The organism is Yoonia sediminilitoris (assembly GCF_003058085.1).
Taxonomy (GTDB): domain Bacteria; phylum Pseudomonadota; class Alphaproteobacteria; order Rhodobacterales; family Rhodobacteraceae; genus Yoonia; species Yoonia sediminilitoris.
Genome location: NZ_QBUD01000002.1, coordinates 567,966 through 587,589 on the forward strand (window position 1 = coordinate 567,966; position 19,624 = coordinate 587,589).

17 protein-coding genes are annotated in these 19,624 nt (G+C 58.0%); 11 read left to right on the forward strand and 6 right to left on the reverse strand.

The genetic code is table 11. The features are described from left to right. The first annotated feature begins 111 nt into the window (after positions 1-111). Together xylB and C8N45_RS07630 are read left to right on the forward strand one after the other, a co-directional pair. Positions 112-1,563: a xylulokinase gene (gene xylB / locus C8N45_RS07625; protein WP_108385611.1), complete on the forward strand. Its 1,452-nt coding sequence runs from the start codon at positions 112-114 to the stop codon at positions 1,561-1,563. A 129-nt stretch (positions 1,564-1,692) separates the two neighbouring features. After that, positions 1,693-2,115 carry a globin domain-containing protein gene (locus C8N45_RS07630; RefSeq protein ID WP_108385612.1) on the forward strand — a complete coding sequence of 141 codons (423 nt, stop codon included), beginning with the start codon at positions 1,693-1,695 and terminating at the stop codon, positions 2,113-2,115. A 27-nt stretch (positions 2,116-2,142) separates the two neighbouring features. Here C8N45_RS07630 and pcaQ read toward each other — a convergent pair whose 3' ends face one another. After that, on the reverse strand, positions 2,143-3,066 hold the full coding sequence (gene pcaQ / locus C8N45_RS07635; RefSeq protein ID WP_245882596.1) for a pca operon transcription factor PcaQ: 924 nt from the start codon (positions 3,064-3,066) through the stop codon (positions 2,143-2,145). Positions 3,067-3,157: 91 nt separating this feature from the next. Here pcaQ and pobA point away from each other — a divergent pair, with 91 nt between their 5' ends. The 6 genes from pobA (at position 3,158) to C8N45_RS07665 (ending at position 7,969) form a co-directional block, all read left to right on the forward strand. After that, positions 3,158-4,327 (forward strand): 4-hydroxybenzoate 3-monooxygenase, encoded by a 1,170-nt coding sequence (gene pobA / locus C8N45_RS07640; RefSeq protein WP_108385614.1) that lies wholly within the window; start codon positions 3,158-3,160, stop codon positions 4,325-4,327. A gap of 13 nt (positions 4,328-4,340) precedes the next feature. Beyond that, positions 4,341-4,721, forward strand: a complete 381-nt coding sequence (gene pcaC, locus C8N45_RS07645; RefSeq protein ID WP_108385615.1) for a 4-carboxymuconolactone decarboxylase — start codon at positions 4,341-4,343, stop codon at positions 4,719-4,721. Next, complete coding sequence (pcaH, locus tag C8N45_RS07650) at positions 4,714-5,442, forward strand: protocatechuate 3,4-dioxygenase subunit beta (RefSeq protein ID WP_108385616.1); 729 nt, start codon at positions 4,714-4,716, stop codon at positions 5,440-5,442. Before pcaC ends, pcaH begins: the two co-directional genes overlap by 8 nt. Then, a complete protein-coding gene (gene pcaG, locus C8N45_RS07655) occupies positions 5,442-6,029 on the forward strand; it encodes a protocatechuate 3,4-dioxygenase subunit alpha (protein WP_108385617.1) in 588 nt (195 codons plus the stop codon). The genes pcaH and pcaG overlap by 1 nt, the downstream gene beginning before the upstream one ends. Then, positions 6,022-6,858, forward strand: coding sequence for a 3-oxoadipate:acetyl-CoA acetyltransferase (locus tag C8N45_RS07660; protein ID WP_108385618.1), 837 nt, complete (start codon positions 6,022-6,024; stop codon positions 6,856-6,858). The genes pcaG and C8N45_RS07660 overlap by 8 nt, the downstream gene beginning before the upstream one ends. A gap of 112 nt (positions 6,859-6,970) precedes the next feature. Next, entirely contained in the window at positions 6,971-7,969 is a 999-nt protein-coding gene (locus tag C8N45_RS07665; protein WP_108385776.1) for a LacI family DNA-binding transcriptional regulator, read from the forward strand. Positions 7,970-8,038: 69 nt separating this feature from the next. Here the strand turns inward: C8N45_RS07665 and C8N45_RS23420 are convergent, their stop codons facing one another. Together C8N45_RS23420 and smpB are read right to left on the reverse strand one after the other, a co-directional pair. Next, positions 8,039-8,710: a hypothetical protein gene (locus C8N45_RS23420; protein WP_181868907.1), complete on the reverse strand. Its 672-nt coding sequence runs from the start codon at positions 8,708-8,710 to the stop codon at positions 8,039-8,041. A gap of 238 nt (positions 8,711-8,948) precedes the next feature. Beyond that, positions 8,949-9,422 carry an SsrA-binding protein SmpB gene (gene smpB, locus C8N45_RS07675; RefSeq protein WP_108385619.1) on the reverse strand — a complete coding sequence of 158 codons (474 nt, stop codon included), beginning with the start codon at positions 9,420-9,422 and terminating at the stop codon, positions 8,949-8,951. A gap of 73 nt (positions 9,423-9,495) precedes the next feature. Here smpB and C8N45_RS07680 point away from each other — a divergent pair, with 73 nt between their 5' ends. Next, a complete protein-coding gene (locus C8N45_RS07680; RefSeq protein ID WP_108385620.1) occupies positions 9,496-9,939 on the forward strand; it encodes an ion channel in 444 nt (147 codons plus the stop codon). Continuing rightward, positions 9,936-11,141 carry a winged helix-turn-helix domain-containing protein gene (locus C8N45_RS07685; protein ID WP_108385621.1) on the forward strand — a complete coding sequence of 402 codons (1,206 nt, stop codon included), beginning with the start codon at positions 9,936-9,938 and terminating at the stop codon, positions 11,139-11,141. Before C8N45_RS07680 ends, C8N45_RS07685 begins: the two co-directional genes overlap by 4 nt. Here C8N45_RS07685 and C8N45_RS07690 read toward each other — a convergent pair. After that, entirely contained in the window at positions 11,129-12,862 is a 1,734-nt protein-coding gene (locus C8N45_RS07690) for an AMP-binding protein (RefSeq protein WP_108385622.1), read from the reverse strand. The genes C8N45_RS07685 and C8N45_RS07690 overlap by 13 nt on opposite strands. A gap of 190 nt (positions 12,863-13,052) precedes the next feature. On the opposite strand from C8N45_RS07690, the gene C8N45_RS07695 reads away from it, so the two are divergent. Continuing rightward, on the forward strand, positions 13,053-16,970 hold the full coding sequence (locus C8N45_RS07695; protein ID WP_168769424.1) for an AAA and adenylate/guanylate cyclase domain-containing protein: 3,918 nt from the start codon (positions 13,053-13,055) through the stop codon (positions 16,968-16,970). On the opposite strand, the gene C8N45_RS07700 is transcribed toward C8N45_RS07695, so the two are convergent. Beyond that, the gene (locus C8N45_RS07700) at positions 16,967-17,980 is read right to left on the reverse strand and encodes a 3-oxoacyl-ACP synthase III family protein (RefSeq protein WP_108385624.1); all 1,014 of its coding nucleotides are present in this window, start codon (positions 17,978-17,980) and stop codon (positions 16,967-16,969) included. The genes C8N45_RS07695 and C8N45_RS07700 overlap by 4 nt on opposite strands. Then, positions 17,977-19,623: a flavin monoamine oxidase family protein gene (locus tag C8N45_RS07705; protein WP_108385625.1), complete on the reverse strand. Its 1,647-nt coding sequence runs from the start codon at positions 19,621-19,623 to the stop codon at positions 17,977-17,979. The genes C8N45_RS07700 and C8N45_RS07705 overlap by 4 nt, the downstream gene beginning before the upstream one ends. Between the last annotated feature and the right edge of the window lies 1 nt (position 19,624).

Genomic DNA, 19,624 nt, shown 5'->3' on the forward strand with positions numbered 1-19,624 from the left:
TGCCATCTTGGGCGTAAGTTGCCGCTGTTTAGCGCTAACATTGGCGCTTGACGGCGCGTTGGATGCACCACTAAGTCTGCCGCATCTGTGCAGGAAGTGGAGAGCAACGCGATGTATCTTGGATTGGACCTTGGCACCTCTGGCCTGAAAACGATCCTGACAGATGAAACCGGTCGGGTGATCGAGACGGTTGAAGGGCACTATCCCAACCCGCACCCCAGACAAGGTTGGTCCGAACAGGACCCTGCAGACTGGATTACCGCCTGCGAGACGGCGTTTGACACTCTGGCCGCGCGCGTGCCTGCTGAGTTGGCCGATCTGCGCGGGATCGGGATCAGCGGCCATATGCATGGGGCGACGCTGATTGATGCGGCTGATCAGGTCCTGCGCCCTTGTATTTTGTGGAACGATACGCGGTCTGCCCGGCAGGCAGCGTGGCTTGATCAGCAGCCTGACATGCATCGGATCACCGGGAATATAGTTTTCCCGGGATTTACCGCGCCCAAATTGCTGTGGCTCGAGGAAAACGAACCCGATGTTTTCGCTAAGGTTGCCAAGGTTCTTTTGCCAAAGGATTACCTGCGCCTGTGGCTGACCGGCGGACATATGGGCGATATGTCCGATAGCGCGGGTACATCATGGCTCGATGTTGGCGCGCGTGAGTGGTCTGATCAGGCGCTTGCCACGGGCCATATGCGCCGTGACCAGATGCCGGACCTGTGTGAAGGCAGTGCTGTCAGCGGCCAGATGCGGGACGCCCTGCGCCAGCGCTGGGGGATCAAGGCCCCTGTCATCGTGGCTGGTGGCGCTGGTGACAATGCCGCGGCTGCATGCGGTGCGGGCTGTTTCAGCGAAGGGCAGGGGTTCGTGTCGCTTGGCACTTCCGGTGTATTGCTGGCGGCCAAGGATCGTTATGCGCCGGATGCGGCCTCTGCGGTTCACACCTTTTGCCATGCGGTGCCTGACCGCTGGTACCAGATGGGCGTCATTCTGGCGGCGACCGACTGCCTGAACTGGCTGTCCCGTAACCTTGGGCAGTCGGCGGCTGAACTGGCGGGGGGGCTGCCCGGGCAGATCAGCGGACCTTCCGATCTGATGTTCCTGCCCTATTTGTCGGGCGAGCGGACGCCGCACAACAATGCTGACGTACGCGGAGCATTCATTGGTCTGGATGTGGCGCACGGCCCCGCAGACCTGACGCAAGCCGTCGTTGAAGGCGTGACATTTGCACTGCGCGATTGTCTGAAGGCGTTGGAAGGTACGGGGACCAAACTGGAAAGCGTCATCGCCATGGGTGGCGGTGCACGATCCCGCTTCTGGCTGCAAACTCTGGCGACAACGCTGAACCTGCCTCTGCAAATCCCGGCAGGCGGCGAGTTTGGTGCCGCGCTTGGCGCGGCCCGTCTTGGTATCGCAGCGCAAACCGGGGCGCACCTGACTGACATTATGACGCTGCCAGATATCGGGGAAACGATTGATCCTCGGCCAGATTTGACAGACGCCTATGATGCGCGCTGGCAGCGCTACAGGGGCGTCTATGATGCGGTGAACCCGGATCGTTGATCAGGGGGGATGGATCAAGATCCATTTTACGACATTGCAAGGTCGTAAGATGGGTTTTAACCCATCCCCCTTGGAACGTTTCCTTAATGTTCCTGTGACACTTTTCCCTGACAGCAGCGGGAAAATGTGATGACGCGAAACCATATCGAAACCGTCAAGGACAGTTTTCATCGGGTTTTTCCGGTCCGCAATGCGTTGTCGCAGACCTTCTACGACGAACTGTTTCGGATCGCGCCCAGCATCCGCCCGTTTTTTCCCGAGGATATGATCGAACAACGGATCAAACTTTCGGAAACACTGACGGCTGTTGTGCAGCAGCTTCATCAACTACATCCTATGGAAGACACCATCATCGGCCTTGCGCGACAGCATTTGGGCCACGGTACCAAGCCTGAACATTTTGCACCTGTCGGTGCTGCCCTGATCCACGCTTTGGATACACATTCGCATGGAGGGCTAAGCGAGGTGGAACAGGACGCATGGCTATCCGCCTATGGCGCGATCACTGACCTGATGGTTGAGGCCATGTTTGCCGATGTCGTCAGTTCCTGAGCGGACACCGGGTTTTCTACCTACCCATCAGCCCGCAGAGCTAAGCCCATTGTGTTTCAATACTTTCTGAACGGCCATCCGAAATATCTGCTGGACGGGCGTTGCAGGGCTGTCGGGCCGCGCCATCATCCCGACAGGGCCTTGCGTCAGGGTCGTGTCAAATGGCAGTCGGACAAGACTGCCGTCTGCCACTTCCTCTGCGACGACGCCGCTTGAGATAATCCAGACCGCATCCGTCTTGCGCACATAACTGCGCCCAAACGCGCCAGAAACGGAATAAATCCGGTTGGGAATGTCGGAAATCCCATGCGCAATCAGAAACCTTGCGACCAACGGTTGAATGGCGGCCGTATGCGGCGGGCAGATCACCTGCCATTCCCCCAGACGCCGCAGGTCGGGCGCGCTTTGCAGGGGATGGCCCGCGCGTACCACAAAGGCGACTTCTTCGGTGTAGAGCTGCGTGAAGCTGACACCTTGCATCGACTTCGGTTCGCCCAGACGCCCGATGACCAGATCAAGGGTGCTCAGGCGCAGCCGTTCGATCAGATAGTCATGGGGCCCTTCCATTATCTGAAGGCTGAGATTGGGCGCAAGCTGGGCACATTCCGCCACCACATCCGGCATTAATGCCGCGGCGACACTGGGCAGCGCCCCCACGCTTAGCCGGGTTTTTTGATCGCGACCGGCTTGTTCGATTCCATCAAGCCCCTGCTGCAAATTTGCCATCGCCTGTTCTGCAAAATGTTGAAAAACTTCACCCTGTTTGGTCAATGCAATGCCAGCGCGGCTGCGCTGCATCAGTTTTGCGCCCAGCAATGCTTCAAGTTCCTTGAGCGTTTTGGAAATCGCCGGTTGGGTCAGAAAGAGTTTTTCGGCGGCGCGTTTGAGGCTGCCCTCGCGGGCGATCTCGACGAAGCACTGAATATGGCGGAATTTGATGCGGCGATCCAAATTACTTTCCCAAAACGATAAGTAATTTCCGCAATTTATCATTTTTGTTTACTTTTTCAATCAGTCATTATAGAGCATCGGAGGGTTAAACATGAAAACACAAGTAGCGATCATTGGCGGTGGTCCGTCCGGCCTGCTCTTGTCCCAGTTGTTGCACAAGCAGGGCATCGACAGCGTCGTGCTGGAGCGCAAAACAAAGGACTATGTCCTGAGCCGGATTCGCGCGGGCGTGCTGGAGCGTGGATTGGTGGGTCTGCTGCGCGAGGCGGGATGTGCCGACCGGCTTGACCGTGAGGGTTACACCCATGACGGAACGATCCTGTCGTTCGAGGATACCCAGATCGGGATCAAATTCACGGACTATGTCGATGAAACGGTGATTGTCTATGGCCAGACCGAAGTTACGGCTGACCTCTATGCCGCCCGCGAAGCCACGGGCGGGACCATTGAATTCAACGTCGCGGATGTTGTGATCAATGACGCCAAGAGCGATGCACCCTATGTGACCTATACCGTAGATGGCGAAGCCCGGCGGATTGACTGTGATTTCATTGCCGGCTGCGATGGGTTCCATGGTGTCAGTCGCCAGACAATCCCACAGGACCAACGGCAGGAATTTGAAAAAACATATCCCTTTGGCTGGCTTGGTATCCTGTCGGAAACGCCACCGGTATCAGAGGAATTGATCTATGCAAGTTCGTCACGCGGATTTGCCTTATGTTCGATGCGCAACGAAAACCTCAGCCGCTATTACATCCAGTGCAGTCTGGATGATCAGGTTGAAAACTGGTCGGATGACGCGTTCTGGGATGAACTCAAGCGCCGCATTCCGAAAGAGGCCGCAGACCGTCTTGTGACGGGGCCGAGCATTGAAAAATCGATTGCGCCGCTGCGCAGTTTTGTTTGCGAGCCGATGCAATGGGGCCGTTTGTTCCTGTGCGGAGATGCGGCGCATATCGTGCCGCCGACGGGGGCCAAGGGGCTGAACACCGCCGCCTCTGACGTTCATTATCTATACCATGCCCTGACGGACTATTACGGCGAGGGCGATGATACGGGCATCAAAACCTATTCGGAAAAGGCGCTTGCCCGGGTTTGGAAGGCCGAGCGGTTCAGCTGGTGGATGACCAGCCTGCTGCACCAATTCCCCACCCAGACGCCGTTTGATCTGAAAATGCAGCAGGCAGAGATTAACTTTTTGCGCACCAACAAGGCCGCGCAGGCTGTGTTGGCCCAAAATTATGTTGGCCTGCCATACTAAAGGAATATCCACGATGAACCGGATGGAAAAAGGGATGCAGGTCCGCCGACAGGTGCTTGGTGATGTGCATGTCGACAGGGCAGAGGCTGCAAAGACCGCATTTGACCTGCCATTTCAAACGCTCATTACCGAAACGGCATGGGGGAATGTCTGGGCCAGTGATGCGATTTCGCGACGCGAACGGTCGATGCTGACCCTTGCCCTGCTGGCGGCTACCGGCAATTTTGAGGAAATTCCGATGCACATCCGCGCGTGCGCCCGCACCGGGGCAAGCCAAAGCGATGTCATGGAAGCATTTCAGCATGTTGCCATTTATGCTGGCGTGCCAAAGGCGAACCATGCGATCAAGCTGGCCAAACAGACCTACGCCGAAATGGAGGCAGACAATGGGTAAACCCGCCGAATATTATCAACGCGACCGCAGGCTGCATCCACCGGCCCATGCCCCGCATTACAAGACCTCTGTGACCCGGTCGCCGCAAAAGGCATTGATCAGTCTGGAAAATTCCATCAGCGAGATCACTGGCCCCAGATTTGGCCATAATGATATCGGCGCAAACGACAATGATCTTCTGTTCAATTTTGCCACCCCCGGCGAAAGCCCGATTGGCGAGCGGATCATCATGCACGGTCGCGTGTTGGATGAAAACGCGCGCCCGGTTCCCAACGCCCTAGTCGAGATCTGGCAAGCCAACGCGGGTGGCCGCTATCGCCACAAGAAAGATACCTATCTGGCTCCGATGGACCCTAATTTTGGCGGTTGCGGGCGCACGATCACCGATGAAAACGGCTACTATTTCTTTCGCACGGTCAAGCCCGGTGCCTATCCCTGGCGCAACTGGGTCAACGACTGGCGGCCCGCCCATATCCATTTTTCGATCTTTGGCACAGCTTGGGCGCAGCGCCTGATTACCCAATGCTATTTCGAAGGCGACCCGTTGATCCCCAAATGCCCGATTGTGCAATCCATCCCCGACCCGGAGGCGATTGAACAGTTGACGGCCGCGCTGGATCTGAATGCGACCATCCCGCTTGATAGTATCGCCTACAAGTTTGATGTCGTGCTGCGGGGGCGCCGTTCGACATTGTTTGAAAACCGGATGGAGGGGAACTGATGGCCCAGAAGCTGGATTATTTGCGCGAAACGGCATCGCAGACCGCAGGCCCTTACGTACACATCGGGTTGGCCCCCGGTGCGGCCGGGTTCGAGATTTTTGACAATGAACTGGGACAGGATATCGCCGGACCCAACGCCAAGGGCGAACGGATCCGGGTCGAAGGCATTGTACGTGACGGGACGGGGTCGCCGGTCAAGGATGTGCTGATTGAAATCTGGCAAGCCAATGCCGACGGCATCTATGCCCATCCAGAAAGTGCGGGCGAGGTCGAAGAAGGTTTTCGCGGTTTTGGTCGCGTTATCCCTGCCTTTGAAACCGGAATTTGGGCCTTTGACACAATCAAACCCGGCGCGGTTGATGGTGCCCCGCACCTGAACCTTTGGGTCGTTGCACGCGGCATCAATGTCGGGCTGAACACCCGGCTTTATTTTTCGGATGAAGACAATAGCGCCGATCCGGTCCTGAACCTGATCGAGTGGGAAAACCGCCGCGCGACCTTGATTGCACAGCGTGGTGACGACGCAACCTATCGCTTTGATATTACGTTGCAAGGCGACAATGAAACGGTGTTCTTTGATGTCTGACAAACCTTGCATTATCTGCTGTGCAATCACGGGGTCTGTTCCCAAAAAGGAAAATAACCCCGCAGTGCCGATCACTGTGACGGAACAGATCGAAAGCACCCACGAAGCCTTTGAAGTGGGCGCGACCATTGCCCATTGCCATGTGCGCAATGACGATGAAAGCCCGTCGTCTGACCCGGAAAAATTTGCACTGCTCAAGGAAGGCATTGAAAAACACTGCCCCGGCATGATCGTGCAACTGTCCACTGGCGGGCGCTCGGGCGCGGGCAAGACCCGTGGCGGTATGCTGTCCCTTGCGCCTGACATGGCGTCTTTGTCTGTGGGTTCGAACAACTTCCCAACGCGGGTGTACGAAAACCCGCCTGATCTGGTGGATTGGCTGGCCAGCGAGATGCGGACCTATAACATTAAGCCAGAGGTCGAGGCATTTGACCTGAGCCACATCCACCAGGCCGTGGCGATGAACAAGGACGGGCGCATTCCCGGCCGCCTTTATGTGCAGTTTGTCATGGGGGTGAAAAATGCAATGCCAGTCGATCGTGACGTGTTCGACTATTACATCAAGACCATCAAGCGCTTGGCTCCTGATGCCGACTGGTGTGCGGCTGGCATTGGCCAGTACCAAATTACCGTGAACGAATGGTGCATCGCCGAAGGCGGCCACACCCGTACCGGATTGGAAGACAACATGCGTCTGGACCGCGCCACGCTGGCACCTTCGAATGCCGCTCTTGTGCAACGCGCTGTTGATCTTTGCGCCAAATACGATCGCCCCGTCGCCACATGGCAGCAGGCGCGTGACATGTTGGATGTACCGCTCCGCACGTAGCCTTTCCGTGGGGAAATAGCTTGGGACCCCGCGTGAATGGCATTGAGATGCCCTCTGGCCAGCCGTTGCGGAATTGGATAGAACTCTGAAAGTCCAGCAGAAAGCCTATGCCGTGGCGGTCACTTTGAAAGATGTCGCAGAACTTGCGGGGGTTTCCCGCTCGGCGGTGTCGCGCACCTTTACCAAGGGGGCGTCCGTATCGGCCAAGACCCGCGCCAAAGTGACGGCTGCCGCCAGAGAATTGGGTTACAGCCCCAACGCGCTGGCCTCGTCGCTGACGACAGGGCGGACCAAGATGATCGGCCTTGTGTCCAATAACTTTCACAATCCGATTTTCCTGAACGTCTTTGATCTGTTCACAAAGAGCCTGCAAGAACGCGGACTGCGGCCGCTGCTGGTGAACCTGACCGATGAAGTAGATCCCGAAAACTCGCTGCGGATGCTGCGCGCCTATTCGGTTGACGGGGTGATCGTGGCGTCCTCCACGCTGCCAGCGAGCTTTTCCCAAGCCTTTGCAGATGTGGGTCTGCCTGTGGTGCATTCCTTTGGGCGGCAAACGTCAAACCCGCGGGTCGATGTGCTGGGGATCGACAATATCGCGGCGGGACGGCTGGCTGCACAAACGCTGATCGACAGGGGGTACCGCAAGATCGCCTTTATGGGCGGGCCAGAAAGTGCGACGTCAACGCAGGACCGCCTGAAAGGGTTTGCACAGGTGGCGGACGCCGATCCGCAGGTCAAAATGACGGTCAGTTTTGCGACCAACTATTCCTTTGATGCAGGCCGCGCGGAAATGGCGCGATTGCTACAGTCCACCCCCGCAGAGGCTTACTTTTGCGGAGATGATGTGCTGTCAATCGGTGCCTTGTCCGCCATTCAATCGGCAGGATTGCAGGTGCCTGACGATATCGGGATCATCGGCCTGAACGACATGGAAATGGCGGGCTGGGACAACATAAACCTGACAACGATCCACAATCCGATCGGGCAGATCATTACCTCGTCGGTCGCTCTTATTGCGTCTGTCTTGGAGAATGGCAGCCACACCCCGCAGGCACAGCAGTTCGTATGTCATATTGTTGAGCGTGGCACGCTACGCCCGTTGCCCTAGAGCCAATCAGCTGGATGCAGGCATCGCCGTCCGCCGGGCAGACCGGTGTAGGTTGCGGGCCAGATACCACTATTTCACTGGATGTACGCGGACCTTGAGTATCCGCTGCAACTTCCCAGCTTCAGTCAGTCCAAGACGCAGCATTTCTGCGGCGAAGGCGGGGCCGCCGCCCTTATCGTCAGTGCGCTCAATGATTTCTTCCACGCTGTACGTTATTCCGGGCGGGAACAGGATTTCATCCTCTTCGGGGCTATTGGAAAAACTGCGCACCGGTTTGCCGCCACGTTCAGGCGGCAGGTCGTACACAATGAGTGAATCGCGGCCGGTAAATGGCTGGCTACGGCTTGTGCTGTTCATTTCCTTGATGGCAAATTCCATGCCTTTCTTATGCGCTTCAAGCGTATAGCGGGGTTTGACATTGTCGTACTCTTCAAGTTCAACGCCCGGGTCTTCGCGCCCGGCGGCAGCATTTTGGGCCAGACTGTATTGAGTGTCATCAATCCGGAAGATGTGCTTTTCTGCTGTTGGTGAAAGCAACTCGACCGCAGGGCCCATGATCCTGACCAGCTTCCAGCCCGCTTCGTCACCGTCTGTCTTTGTGTGCCGCACGACGTCCAAATGCCGCAACCCATCCTCTGCCCACGGGCGCAGATTTGCCGCCTGATCAATGATCCGCCCTTCTTTGCGCATGTTGATCGCTTCGGCTAGGTCAGAGTAGATATTCGCAAAGGCCGTCAGCATCCCTTTGGCGTGACCGATGGTGGTGCAGGTGGTGCGGTCGGCATCTGGTGACAGGTTCGCTTTGCTGCGTTCGATCTATCTACAACCGCTGGCCCGATCTGGCGGCTTTCGCCGCCGCCGATCATACCCTATTGCAGTTTTGTTATGCCTTATGCCCGTTCAAAGCCGCTTTTGAACATGCGGAGCGCGCGGGGACGATAAGTGAACGATCCTGCAAGAACGGTTGGCGTGCACCCGCCTAGTCGCCGTGCCGCAATAGCCGTTGTTTCTGACGACCCCAGTCGCGTTTGGCCTCTGTGGCGCGCTTGTCGTGGTTTTTCTTGCCCTTCGCGGTCGCAATCTTGAGCTTCACCAGCCCGCGATCGTTGAAATACATGACCAGCGGGACAAGCGTCATGCCCTCGCGCTTGGTGGCATTCCAGAGCTTTGATAGTTCCTTGCGGCTGACCAGCAGCTTGCGCTTGCGCCGTTCTTCGTGGCTGAACATGGCTCGGTCATAAGGGGCGATGTAGGCATTCGTCAGCCAAAGTTCGCCATCATCAACCGACGCATAGCTATCGGCAATATTCGACTGGCCCGTGCGCAGGGATTTGACTTCGGAGCCGGTCAGGATAATGCCCACCTCGATGTCATCCTCGATGGCATAATCATACCGCGCGCGCCGATTTTCGGCGACGACCTTGTAATTTGTCTTTTGTGGTTTCTTGCCCATAGTTGGGTTGAGATAAGCGATAGGATGCGTGCGTACAAGGTGCGCCATAGAGCCTAATTGGTGGAGAGGCCCAATGTTGATACAAATTGCCCTTGGTTCGGCACTGCTGATCACGTCAATTCTGATCGCAGGTGTCAGCTTTTGGCTGCTGGAATGCGGCCTGCGCCGGATGCGGGGATGGCTGACCCGCGCGCCGCACCGCCCCAAGCTTATTCTGGTGCTTTGTCTGGCGGCCTTGTGGATTTTGGCGCAGATGACGGCTGCGGTGTGGCTTTGGGCGCTGACCATGCTTGCGCTCGGGATATTCGATACGCTCGAGCTGTCGGTCTATTTCGCGCTCGTTGCCTTTACCACCTTGGGGTTCGGCGATGTACTGTTGCCGATGGAATGGCGCTTGCTGTCTGGCATGGCTGCGGTCAACGGGTTGTTGAATATCGGGCTGGTCACGGCGGGTATGGTCGAAATGCTGCGCCAGTTGCGGTTGCAGCAGATCACTGTGGTTGAAGATAACACATGACCGTTCCCATTCTGACAAACACTGCCGCCCGCCATTTGTTCCTGCATAAACATGGCCTGAGTGAGCGCCCGTCCGGCGCGGGCAAGGGTGCGGACTTGTCGGCTGCGCTGGATCATTTAGGCTTTGTGCAGCTTGATAGCGTCAATACTTTCGCCCGCGCGCATGACCTGATCCTGTGGTCACGCCGCCAACAATACCGCCCGCCTGCATTGCAAAGTCTTTTGCAGGGCCGTGCCGTTTTTGAACATTGGACCCATGATGCTGCTGCGATCCCTATGGCGCTGTTCCCCCATTGGCGGCTGCGTTTCAGCCGTGACGCCGACAGGATGGCAACCCTGTGGAAAGAATGGCGGCGTGACGGCTTCATGGAGAAGATCGACGATGTTCTGCGCCATGTGACTGACGGTGGCCCCTGCTCAAGCGGTGATGTGGGCACGGACGAGGTGAAAGGCTCTGGCGGCTGGTGGGATTGGCATCCATCCAAGACCGCGCTGGAATATCTGTGGCGGTCGGGCCAGTTGTCTGTCGCCAAGCGGGTCGGTTTTCGCAAGGTCTATGACCTGACCGAGCGGGTGATCCCGCCCGAGGCCCTGAATGCCCGTCCCCACGTCGACGAGACGATTGATGCGCTGTGCGCGGGTGCCCTTGATCGGCTTGGCTTTGCCACCAGCGGCGAGTTGGCCGCATTCTGGGACACGGTCACTCCGGCGGAAGCCAAAGACTGGTGCGCGGCGGCCTTGGCTGATCGCCGCCTGATCGCGGTGGATTTGGAAGGTATCGACGGCAAGCTGCGCCGATCCTTCGCGTGGCCCGATGTCATGGATCAAGCCGTGGCCCCGCCGGTCAAGCGCCTGCGCATCCTGTCGCCATTCGACCCCGTCCTGCGTGATCGCAAAAGGGCAGAGCGGCTGTTTGGTTTCCACTACAGGATCGAGATTTTCGTTCCGGCTGCAAAACGCAAATATGGATACTACGTCTTTCCGGTGATCGCGGGCGACCGGATGATTGGCCGGATTGACATGAAACGCGAAGGCGAGGTGCTGAATGTCAGCGCCTTCTGGCCAGAGCGCGGGGTGCAGATGGGAACGGGTCGGTTGAAATCGCTGGAGGCAGAACTGGACCGGGCCGCAAGGTTCAGCGGATGCATCGACGTGCGTTATGGGGAAGGGTGGCTGAAGCGGGGACTAGATCAGCCCGGCTGAGGCGTCTCACCTTTGCCCCCGCGATCAACCTTTGCTGCATTGGTTCCCGCTTTTGCCTGTTCTGCCGCATATTCCTCCTGCGCCAGTTTGCGCAGCGCGCCCCGGATGATCTTGCCGGTGGTGGTCATCGGCATTTCCTCTATGAACCGGACGGCGCGGGGGTATTCGTGGGCCGCCAGCCGTGTCTTGACGAACTGCGCGATTTCAGCGGCAAGCGCGTCTGACGGCGCACACCCCGGTGTCAGCTTGAGATAGACAGCAACGACCGCGCCGCGCAGATCATCCGGTTTGGCCACAGCGCCTGCCAGCGCGACCGCCGGATGCCTGAGCAGGCAATCTTCGATTTCGGCGGGCCCGATCCGATAACCGGCAGAGCCGATCACATCATCATCGCGCCCGACAAAACGCAAGGTGCCGTTCGGATTTCGGATACCCCTGTCACCCGTCAAAAGCCATTTGCCAGATGGTCCGGTGACGAACTTCTCTGCCGTGGCTTGCGGATTGTTCCAATACTCCAGGAACATGACCGGATCAGGTGCCAGAACAGCGATAGCGCCTTCCTGCCCCTCTGGCAGGACATCGCCGCTTGTCTCGTCAATAATCTCGACCCGATGCCCCGGCACCGGCCGGCCCATTGCACCCGGGGTTGGTGATTCCTGCGCAGAACAAGACGAGACGATCATGTTGCATTCGGTCTGGCCGTAGAACTCGTTGACAGTGGTGCCCAACGTGCGGTGACACCAGTCGGTCAACTCGGGCCCCAACGCTTCACCTCCGCTGCCGACAGAGCGGACCTGAATGCCAAGTTTTTCCGCGTCAGGCAGTTGCCGCATGATTTTCATCGCGGTTGGAGGCAGGAAGATATTCTGTACCGCATGGTCCTTGATCAGCGCAAACGCCGCCGCAGGATCAAACTTTTCAAACCGCCGCGCCACGACCGTGATGCCATGGTGCAGGCTTGGCATCAGCACATCCAGCAGCCCGCCGATCCACGCCCAGTCGGCGGGTGTCCAGAAACGGTCATTGTCGTGGGGCAGGAAATTATGGCTCATTTCGACGCCGGGCAGATGGCCAAGCAGAACCCGATGCGCGTGCAGCGCCCCTTTGGGGTTGCCCGTCGTGCCACTGGTGTAGATCAGCAAGGCGGGGTCGTCGGCCCTGGTGTTGACCGGGGTGAAATCAGGCGCCTCTGCGGCGCAAGCACTGGCAAAAGATTCCGCCATATCATCGGCCCCATCGACCGACAGAATGCATGTCAGATCAGGTAGCTGCGTGCGCAAGGCCCGCAGTTTGGCAAGGCCGGACCTGTCGGTGATGACGGCTTTTGCACCGGAATCGCGTAAACGGTGAAGCAATGCGTCTTCACCGAAAAGCGTGAACAGCGGGATTGAAATGCAACCCATCTTTGTGACCGCGATATGGGCCGCCGCCGTTTCAACCCGCTGTGGCAGCAGCACGCCGACCCGGTCGCCGTAGCCGCTGCTTGCAGCAGTAATCCCCCGCCGGGCGAGGGCATTCGCCAATTGATTGGACAGATTTTTCAGGTCCCGAAAACTGACTTCTTCGGCCCGCCCATCCTTGTCTATATCAATGATCGCGGTCCGGTCGGGACTGCGCGCAGCCCAAGAATCGCAAATGTCGACGCCGATGTTGAAGTGGGTGGGAATATTCCACGCAAAGCCGTCATACATCGCGGCATAATTATCTTGGGGAATGAGCATACACCCTCTTTCCTGTTCAGTCGTCTTGATAAACACCGTGGGCAAGACTGGTCAACGCCCGTTTCGAAATCCGCTTCCATGCGCTATTTGATCCTGTGCGAAAAACGTTTAATAACCCGATAGTTAAATAATCTTTGCGTCGGCCATGCGCCACGAAAGCTGCCTGTCACCCCGAGCGAAAGCGAATGAAATGTATGCATCGACTCAGGAGAATGTCTTTGAGGCACTGAGCTTCCTCTCTGCCGAATTGCGCGCAGCCCTTGCCGTGGCCCCGGACGGAACAACTTGCGGGGCGCTCCCCCCGCGCAAGGTGGCCTTGCTATGGTCCGACATTGCGGGATTTTCGCGTCACACGCATATGTTCCTGTCCGCCGGGTCCGAGGGCGTCGACAGGCTGCACCGCGAGATCAACGCGCATTATGACCAGCTGATCGAGACGATCCTGTCGCACGGGGGCGAACCTGTCACGTTTGTCGGTGACGGTCTGTTGTCGGTTTGGCCGGTGGACAACGGTGGCATGGCGCAGGCGGTTGCACGTGCTGCCAACACTGCCAACGCACTTGTGCGAAAACGCGAGAACGGCGATTCCCATTTTGATCTTAACCACCATATTGCTTGCGGCGATATCCAAACGGTCGAGCTTGGCGGGCGAAATGGTCGTTGGTTGACAACGTCTGTTGGCTCCGCGCTCAAGGAACTGGAACAGATCGCGACGATCAAACAGCCGAACCAGATATTCCTGACGGCCACTGCGGCGTCGCTGTGTCCTGCGGATACAGTTTCGGAGGTGATTGGGGGCAAGAGCGCCCACAGGCTGTTGGGGGACATCCCCTTTGTTTCAGCTGAAAGAACCGTGCTTGCCGTACCGCCTGCAACAGCATGGGACGCGACTGTCGCGCGGATGCCGCGTTTTGCCCAAGGGTGGATCGAAACGGTTGGCCTCAAGTATCTGGCAGAGCTGCGCCCCGTGACTTCGGTCAGCGTCGTCCTGCATGGTTTTGACCAGAGCACCGGCGAGGGCGCAGCGCGGCTGGACCAAATCGTGCAGAGCGTTCAAGAGATCGTGCATGGTCGTGACGGTTACGTGGCGGAGGTCATTGTTGATGACAAAGGCGTGTCGATCCTCGTGACCTTCGGAACCCCGCCGGACGCCCACTCTGACGATCCCTTGCGCAGCGTTCTGTCTGCACGCGACATTCTGGCAGCCCTCAGGCAACGGGGGGTGCAGTCCAGCATTGGCGTTGCCACAGGTCGGATGCTGTGCTGTATCGTCGGAAACAAGGACCGGCGCTGTGATCTGGTCTTGGGTGATGCGCTGATCCGGTCCACGCGACTTGCGGGTGCAACGGAAGACGGCATCCTTATTGACAAGAACACGATGCGCGCAACGCAGGACCGTGTGGCGATTGCCGCCGATCCGATGATGTTGCTGTTCAAAGGGGCGCAAACACCGGCACCGGTCTGGGCGCTTGAGGATGAACAAAGGCCTGCGGAATCCACCCATAATATCCAGGGCCGGGCCAGTGAAAAAGAGCTGTTGCTGCGCTGTTGGTCACACGCAACATCCGGAATCTATGGCACCAACGTTGTTGTTGAAGGCGAATCCGGTGTCGGAAAAACAAGCCTTGCCCTGAACCTGCGCGATCATGTGACGGCAAGCGGTGGCAACTTCAGGATTGTGGCCGCATCGGCGATTGAACAGGCGTCGCCCTATAGTGCGCTGCGCAGCCTTTTTCTGGATGTGCTGGGCGTTTTACCTTTGATGACGGCCCAAAAGCGGCAGGGCACTATCTTGTCCAGGTTGCCTTATGACCTGCGCGAACGTGCCCCCTTTCTGAACGCGCTGTTCCCGACCGGATTGGATGAAACCCCGGTCACGCAAGACGCGATCGGGCGTGCGCGTGCGGCCCACATTCAAAGTTATGTTGTTGATGTGCTGTGTCATGCATTGGCCGACACCCCATCATGCCTTTGTGTGGATGATGCCCAGTGGCTGGATGACGAATCGGGTCAGGTTCTCGCCCGACTGGCAGAGGCCCTGCCGTCCCTGATGATCGTTGTGCTGACCCAGCCAACCGCCGACAACAGGTGGCAGGATTTCGCACAGAACGCCGGATTTGCGCATCTGCCATTGGGCCCCCTGACGCGCGCCGGGCTCAAGGAACTGGTCTTGCGGTGTCTGGATTGTGAGACTGTTGACGCCGCGCTGTTTGATCGGATTGAAAAACTGACAGAAAGGCACGCATTCTACTGTGTCGAACTGTTGCGCAGCCTTGTGGAGAAGAAAGCAATCACGCAGCACGCGGGCAAGGCGACACTCGCCGATGCCGCAGCCCTTGACGCCGCCAGTTTGCCTGACACGATGCATGGAATGGTCTTGCAGCGGCTGGACCGGCTTGACCCGGCCGAGCAGCTTTCGCTGCGGGTTGCCTCGGTCGCCGGTCTGGTTTTTCCGACACAGCTGGTCTGCGATATTCATCCGGTCGCTGAACCCGACGTGGCGATTGCGGCGCAGTTGAAGCAACAGGTTTCGAACGGTTTCCTGCGTACGCAGGATCAGGGCGAAAATCTGGGTTATGCTTTTTCCCATAGCATCGTCAGAGAGGTGGCGCACAGCCAGTTGCCAGCTCAGCAGAGCAGGGGCCTTCATGCCAAGGCCGCCCAATGGATCGAAGAAAACGCAGCCGAGGACCGCGCCAGCCGTATGCTGGAGCTTGCACATCATTGGGAACAGGCAGGTGCAAAGGACCGTGCCGTCGGCTACATGATCGAAGAGGCCCAGCGTCTCTTTGGTCAGGGCTTTGCCATTGATGCCGTAAAGGTGGGCTTGCGTGCGATGCGTACAGCCGGGGTCGATGTGCCTGAAGGCACAGCCGCACTAGGACAAGGCATTGAGGAAAACATCGCTGAAATTGAACGCCTGACCGCAGGGCGCCATCCGACCGAACTGCTTTCTGGATTGCAGCCACCATCGGATGATCTCGCCCTGCGTTTTCTGGCGATCCTGCCGACCGCCCCGCTTGCGTTCCAGTCCAACCAGTTCGAAATCTTTGCATGGGCCGCGACATCGGCGATGCGGCTTGTCATGGAAAATCAGTCGGGTCCCCCGCATGCCTTTGCGATCTATTCCATCGTGCGTGCGCTCTTGACGCAGGACAAGGTTGCGGGTGCGGCCTGGTCGCGCGCCGCCCTTGATCTTGATGCGGTAACGGGCGGCACCGCGTTACCCGCTGTGGCCTTTATCGATACCTGGTTTCATGGGCACTGGCGGGTGCCGATGGCAGAAAGTATTGCCATCAACCGTGCCGCCCGAAAGATGGATGTGGCCCCGCAAGATCAGCAATACGCGAGCTATAATATCGCGGGCGCTGTGATACTGCGGGCCGCAACGGGTCACCCGTTGGCCGATGTTGTCGATCAGGCCCAGAGGGCCCTGACCACTGCGCTATACCGCAATGCTCGTATGCATACGGTCCTTGAAATGCAGTTCGCGCGGGCGTTGCAGTCAAAGACCGATAATCCGCTGTCATTGTCTGATCATGCGATTGACGAGGACAAGGATATCGGCTGGGTCGCAGAGACGGAGTTTGCAAATCAAAGCGCGTTCTATCTTGCGACACGAGTACGGCTGCATCGCTATGCGGGTGACTGGGAAGGTGCCTTGGCGTGGTATGATCGCGCCTGCGAAATGGGTGGTGCGATCGCCGGTCAGATGATTGAATGTGACCTTGTTCTGCACGGGTTGTTGGCGCGGTTCGGGGCTGTTCTGTCCGACAACAGCAGCCTGTCAGCGCATACTGATCCCATCCAGAAGGCCATCGCGATGTTGGAAGAGTGGCACGTCATCCAGCCGGACAATTTTGGCGCAAAAGCGCAGATGTCAAAGCTGATCTGGGCAGGGTTCAATGGGGACACGAGCGCAGCCGCTGCTTTGAGCGACCTGGCTGACAGTCTGGGGCCGGATCAATGGTTGCAGGACCGCGCATTGGCCCTCGAATACGCGGCACGACTGGACCTGGTCACCGCGCGCAAGCAAGCAGCCATCGCCGCCTATGAAACGTGGGGGGCGACAGCAGTTGCCGCTCGCCTGCGGGACGCGTGGCTCTAGTTCCGCCGCATCAACATTGCATTGGCGTGCATGTCCGGTCCAAGGCACAACACGACGAGCCAGTCTTGGGTGAAATCATTGGCATTCTGCGCCCCCCACGACAGATTGAACAGCACGCTGCACTGCACCATGTTGGCATATTGCGCGATGGTCTGGACGTAGCAGCCCGGTTTGATCACATCTTTCCAATGGTCCATCAGTTTGGTGCTGGCCTGATGGGTCAGCAGGCAAATATCTTTCGCATCGACCCGGTTTCGTGCCAACAGTTGTGCAACCGCGTCCGCTGATGTGTTGACGCCAAATTCGGTAAAGCCTTTGATCCCTTCTTCGGTGATGTGAAAATAGGGGTGGGTGTATTCGCTGTCGGGCAGCCCGCCCCCATCTTGCACCTTTTCTGGCAACAGGTCGGGGGCCATGAACATCGACCCGTAGTAGGAGGTATCTGCAACCGTGATTTCATCGACGAAATGCCAGCATGCAGCATTGTCCGACGGCCCGATGACGCAAGCCGCCGCCCCATCAGCGGCAGAGACTGCTTGCGCCGTATGATAGTCCACATAGCGCGTCCAGTTGTCGCCCAGAACAATCAAGACATATGTGGCCCTCCCAGCCCGGATCAGCGCGTCAGCGATCATCATGCCGGCATTGAACTGCGAAAAATTGTTGCCTACGGGCAGGGGCAATGCACGTGCAGGCAGCCCCAGCCGGTGGTGCAGCTCGCTGATCGTGTTGGGCGTCACATATGCGCCAATCGATCCGTCGCCAATCAGCAGATCAACCTGATCGGGGCGAATGCCAGCGTTCTTCAGCGCCAGTTGGGCGGCAGGCAGCATGATGTCGATCATGCATTCGCCTTCTGACAAGACATGCCGTTTGTCGTATCCCGCAAACAGTTCTAGTCCCGCCGGGTTGTTCTTCTTGATCCAGTCAAAGATCGGGTCATCGTTCAGCCGGATTTTCCCCGGCACTGTATGCCCGGTGCCAAGGATACGGGGGACAAAGGCAGTCATGCCTTGGCCTGCCAATCAGGCTTGCCCATGCCCAGTTTAGCCAAAGCCTTGTCTGATGTTTGCAGCGCCCCTTCGACCCACGTTTGGACGGTCGAAAAGGACTCGCCCACGATAAAGGCGTTCAGACCATCAACAGGTTGCGGGATCTTGTCGACCAATTCCCACGATTTGTAACCGGGGTTCCAGAAATGGACAGCACCGCCATATGGGGCATTCATCCAGTCCATATAGGCGGCGTCAACGGGTTCGGGGGCATCGGTGACCTGATGCATTTCCATCAGCTGGCGGTGCATCTCAAGCACCATTTCCTTGGGCACCTTGTGGTCTGTCCAGTTCTTGTGACGCCGCGCTGCAACGTGATCCTTGGGCGCGGCCCAATCGGCATGTTCGCTTTCAAAGTACGCCGGGCCATGTCCGAGTTGCCTGGTGTTGCGCGGCCCCTCTGGCCCCGTTTGATAGCCGCCCCAGAAACTGGTGCTGGACTGATCGTTATAGGCCATGATTGCGGAATAGCTGCCATCGTTTGTCGACCAATAGTAGCATTGGCGCAGCGGAATGTCGGTGACGGACCGCCCTTCGGACAGGTTGCAAAGCTCTTTCCACCAAGGGGATTCGTAGATCAGGAAAAGCTTGTAAAGCGGGATACCTTCCACGGATTCCAGCAAGGCGGGTACTTGGGGGGCACGGTCGGGGTCCAGCAGGGGACCGGTCCGGCGCAGCGCCTTGATTGCGGCCTGCGGCAGGGCCAGCACGATGGCGCGCGCATGGACGTCGTCGGCCTTTTCAAAATGCAGACACATGCCCTTGTGCCCATCGCCCATGTCATAATCATCGAAGTGGTCAAGCCGCATGCCCATGTGAATCCTGCCGCTTTCTTCGAACTGTCCGGCCAGTTCCCACAGCATCGCCTCGAAGCCCTCATCAAATAGGTAGTATTTCGTGCCGGGGGTGAAATCGAAATTCTCTGCTATGATATCCACGGCGTTTGAATTGGCACCCAGCACGTCATAACCGATGGCGGTAATCGCCAGTTTGCGGCCCTCGTGGCTCAGGTGCCGTGACAGCAGATTCCAGAACCCCACTTGATAAAGCGGGCGACCGTCGACCTTCGCTTTGTGCAGAAATTCTTTAAGCGCCTTGCCTTGCAGGCCCTTGATCTCTGGAAATTCCTTGGTGACCGCCCAGGATAGCAGTTCTGACGGGTCCTGCGTGGTGCCATTGGTGATGAATGCCAGTTCTTCGTCTGTCAGGTTGTAGGGCAGGTCGGTGTCGGGGTTAACCAGTTCTGACTGTACAAAATGCTTGCGCCGCAACCATGCATAGTTGTTGGGGGCGGCAACCACTTGTTGGTGATGCGCGATATCGAGTTTTTCCACCAGCGCGCTGACGATGGGTTGGTTGTTCAAAAACCGCATTCCGCCGATTTCCATCGGATCATCGGGCATACTTGCGGGGGATGCCGACAGCAGCCGGCCCCCGATTCGGTCAGAGCTTTCGTAAACCGCGATTTTCAACGGCCCTGCGCCGCCAATTTTCTTGCGGATGCAGTCCAATTCGGTATCGGTCGCCTGCGCCAGACGCCATGCGGTATAAATGCCGGATGCGCCGCCGCCCACGATGGCGAAATCGATCAAGTCAGTCATA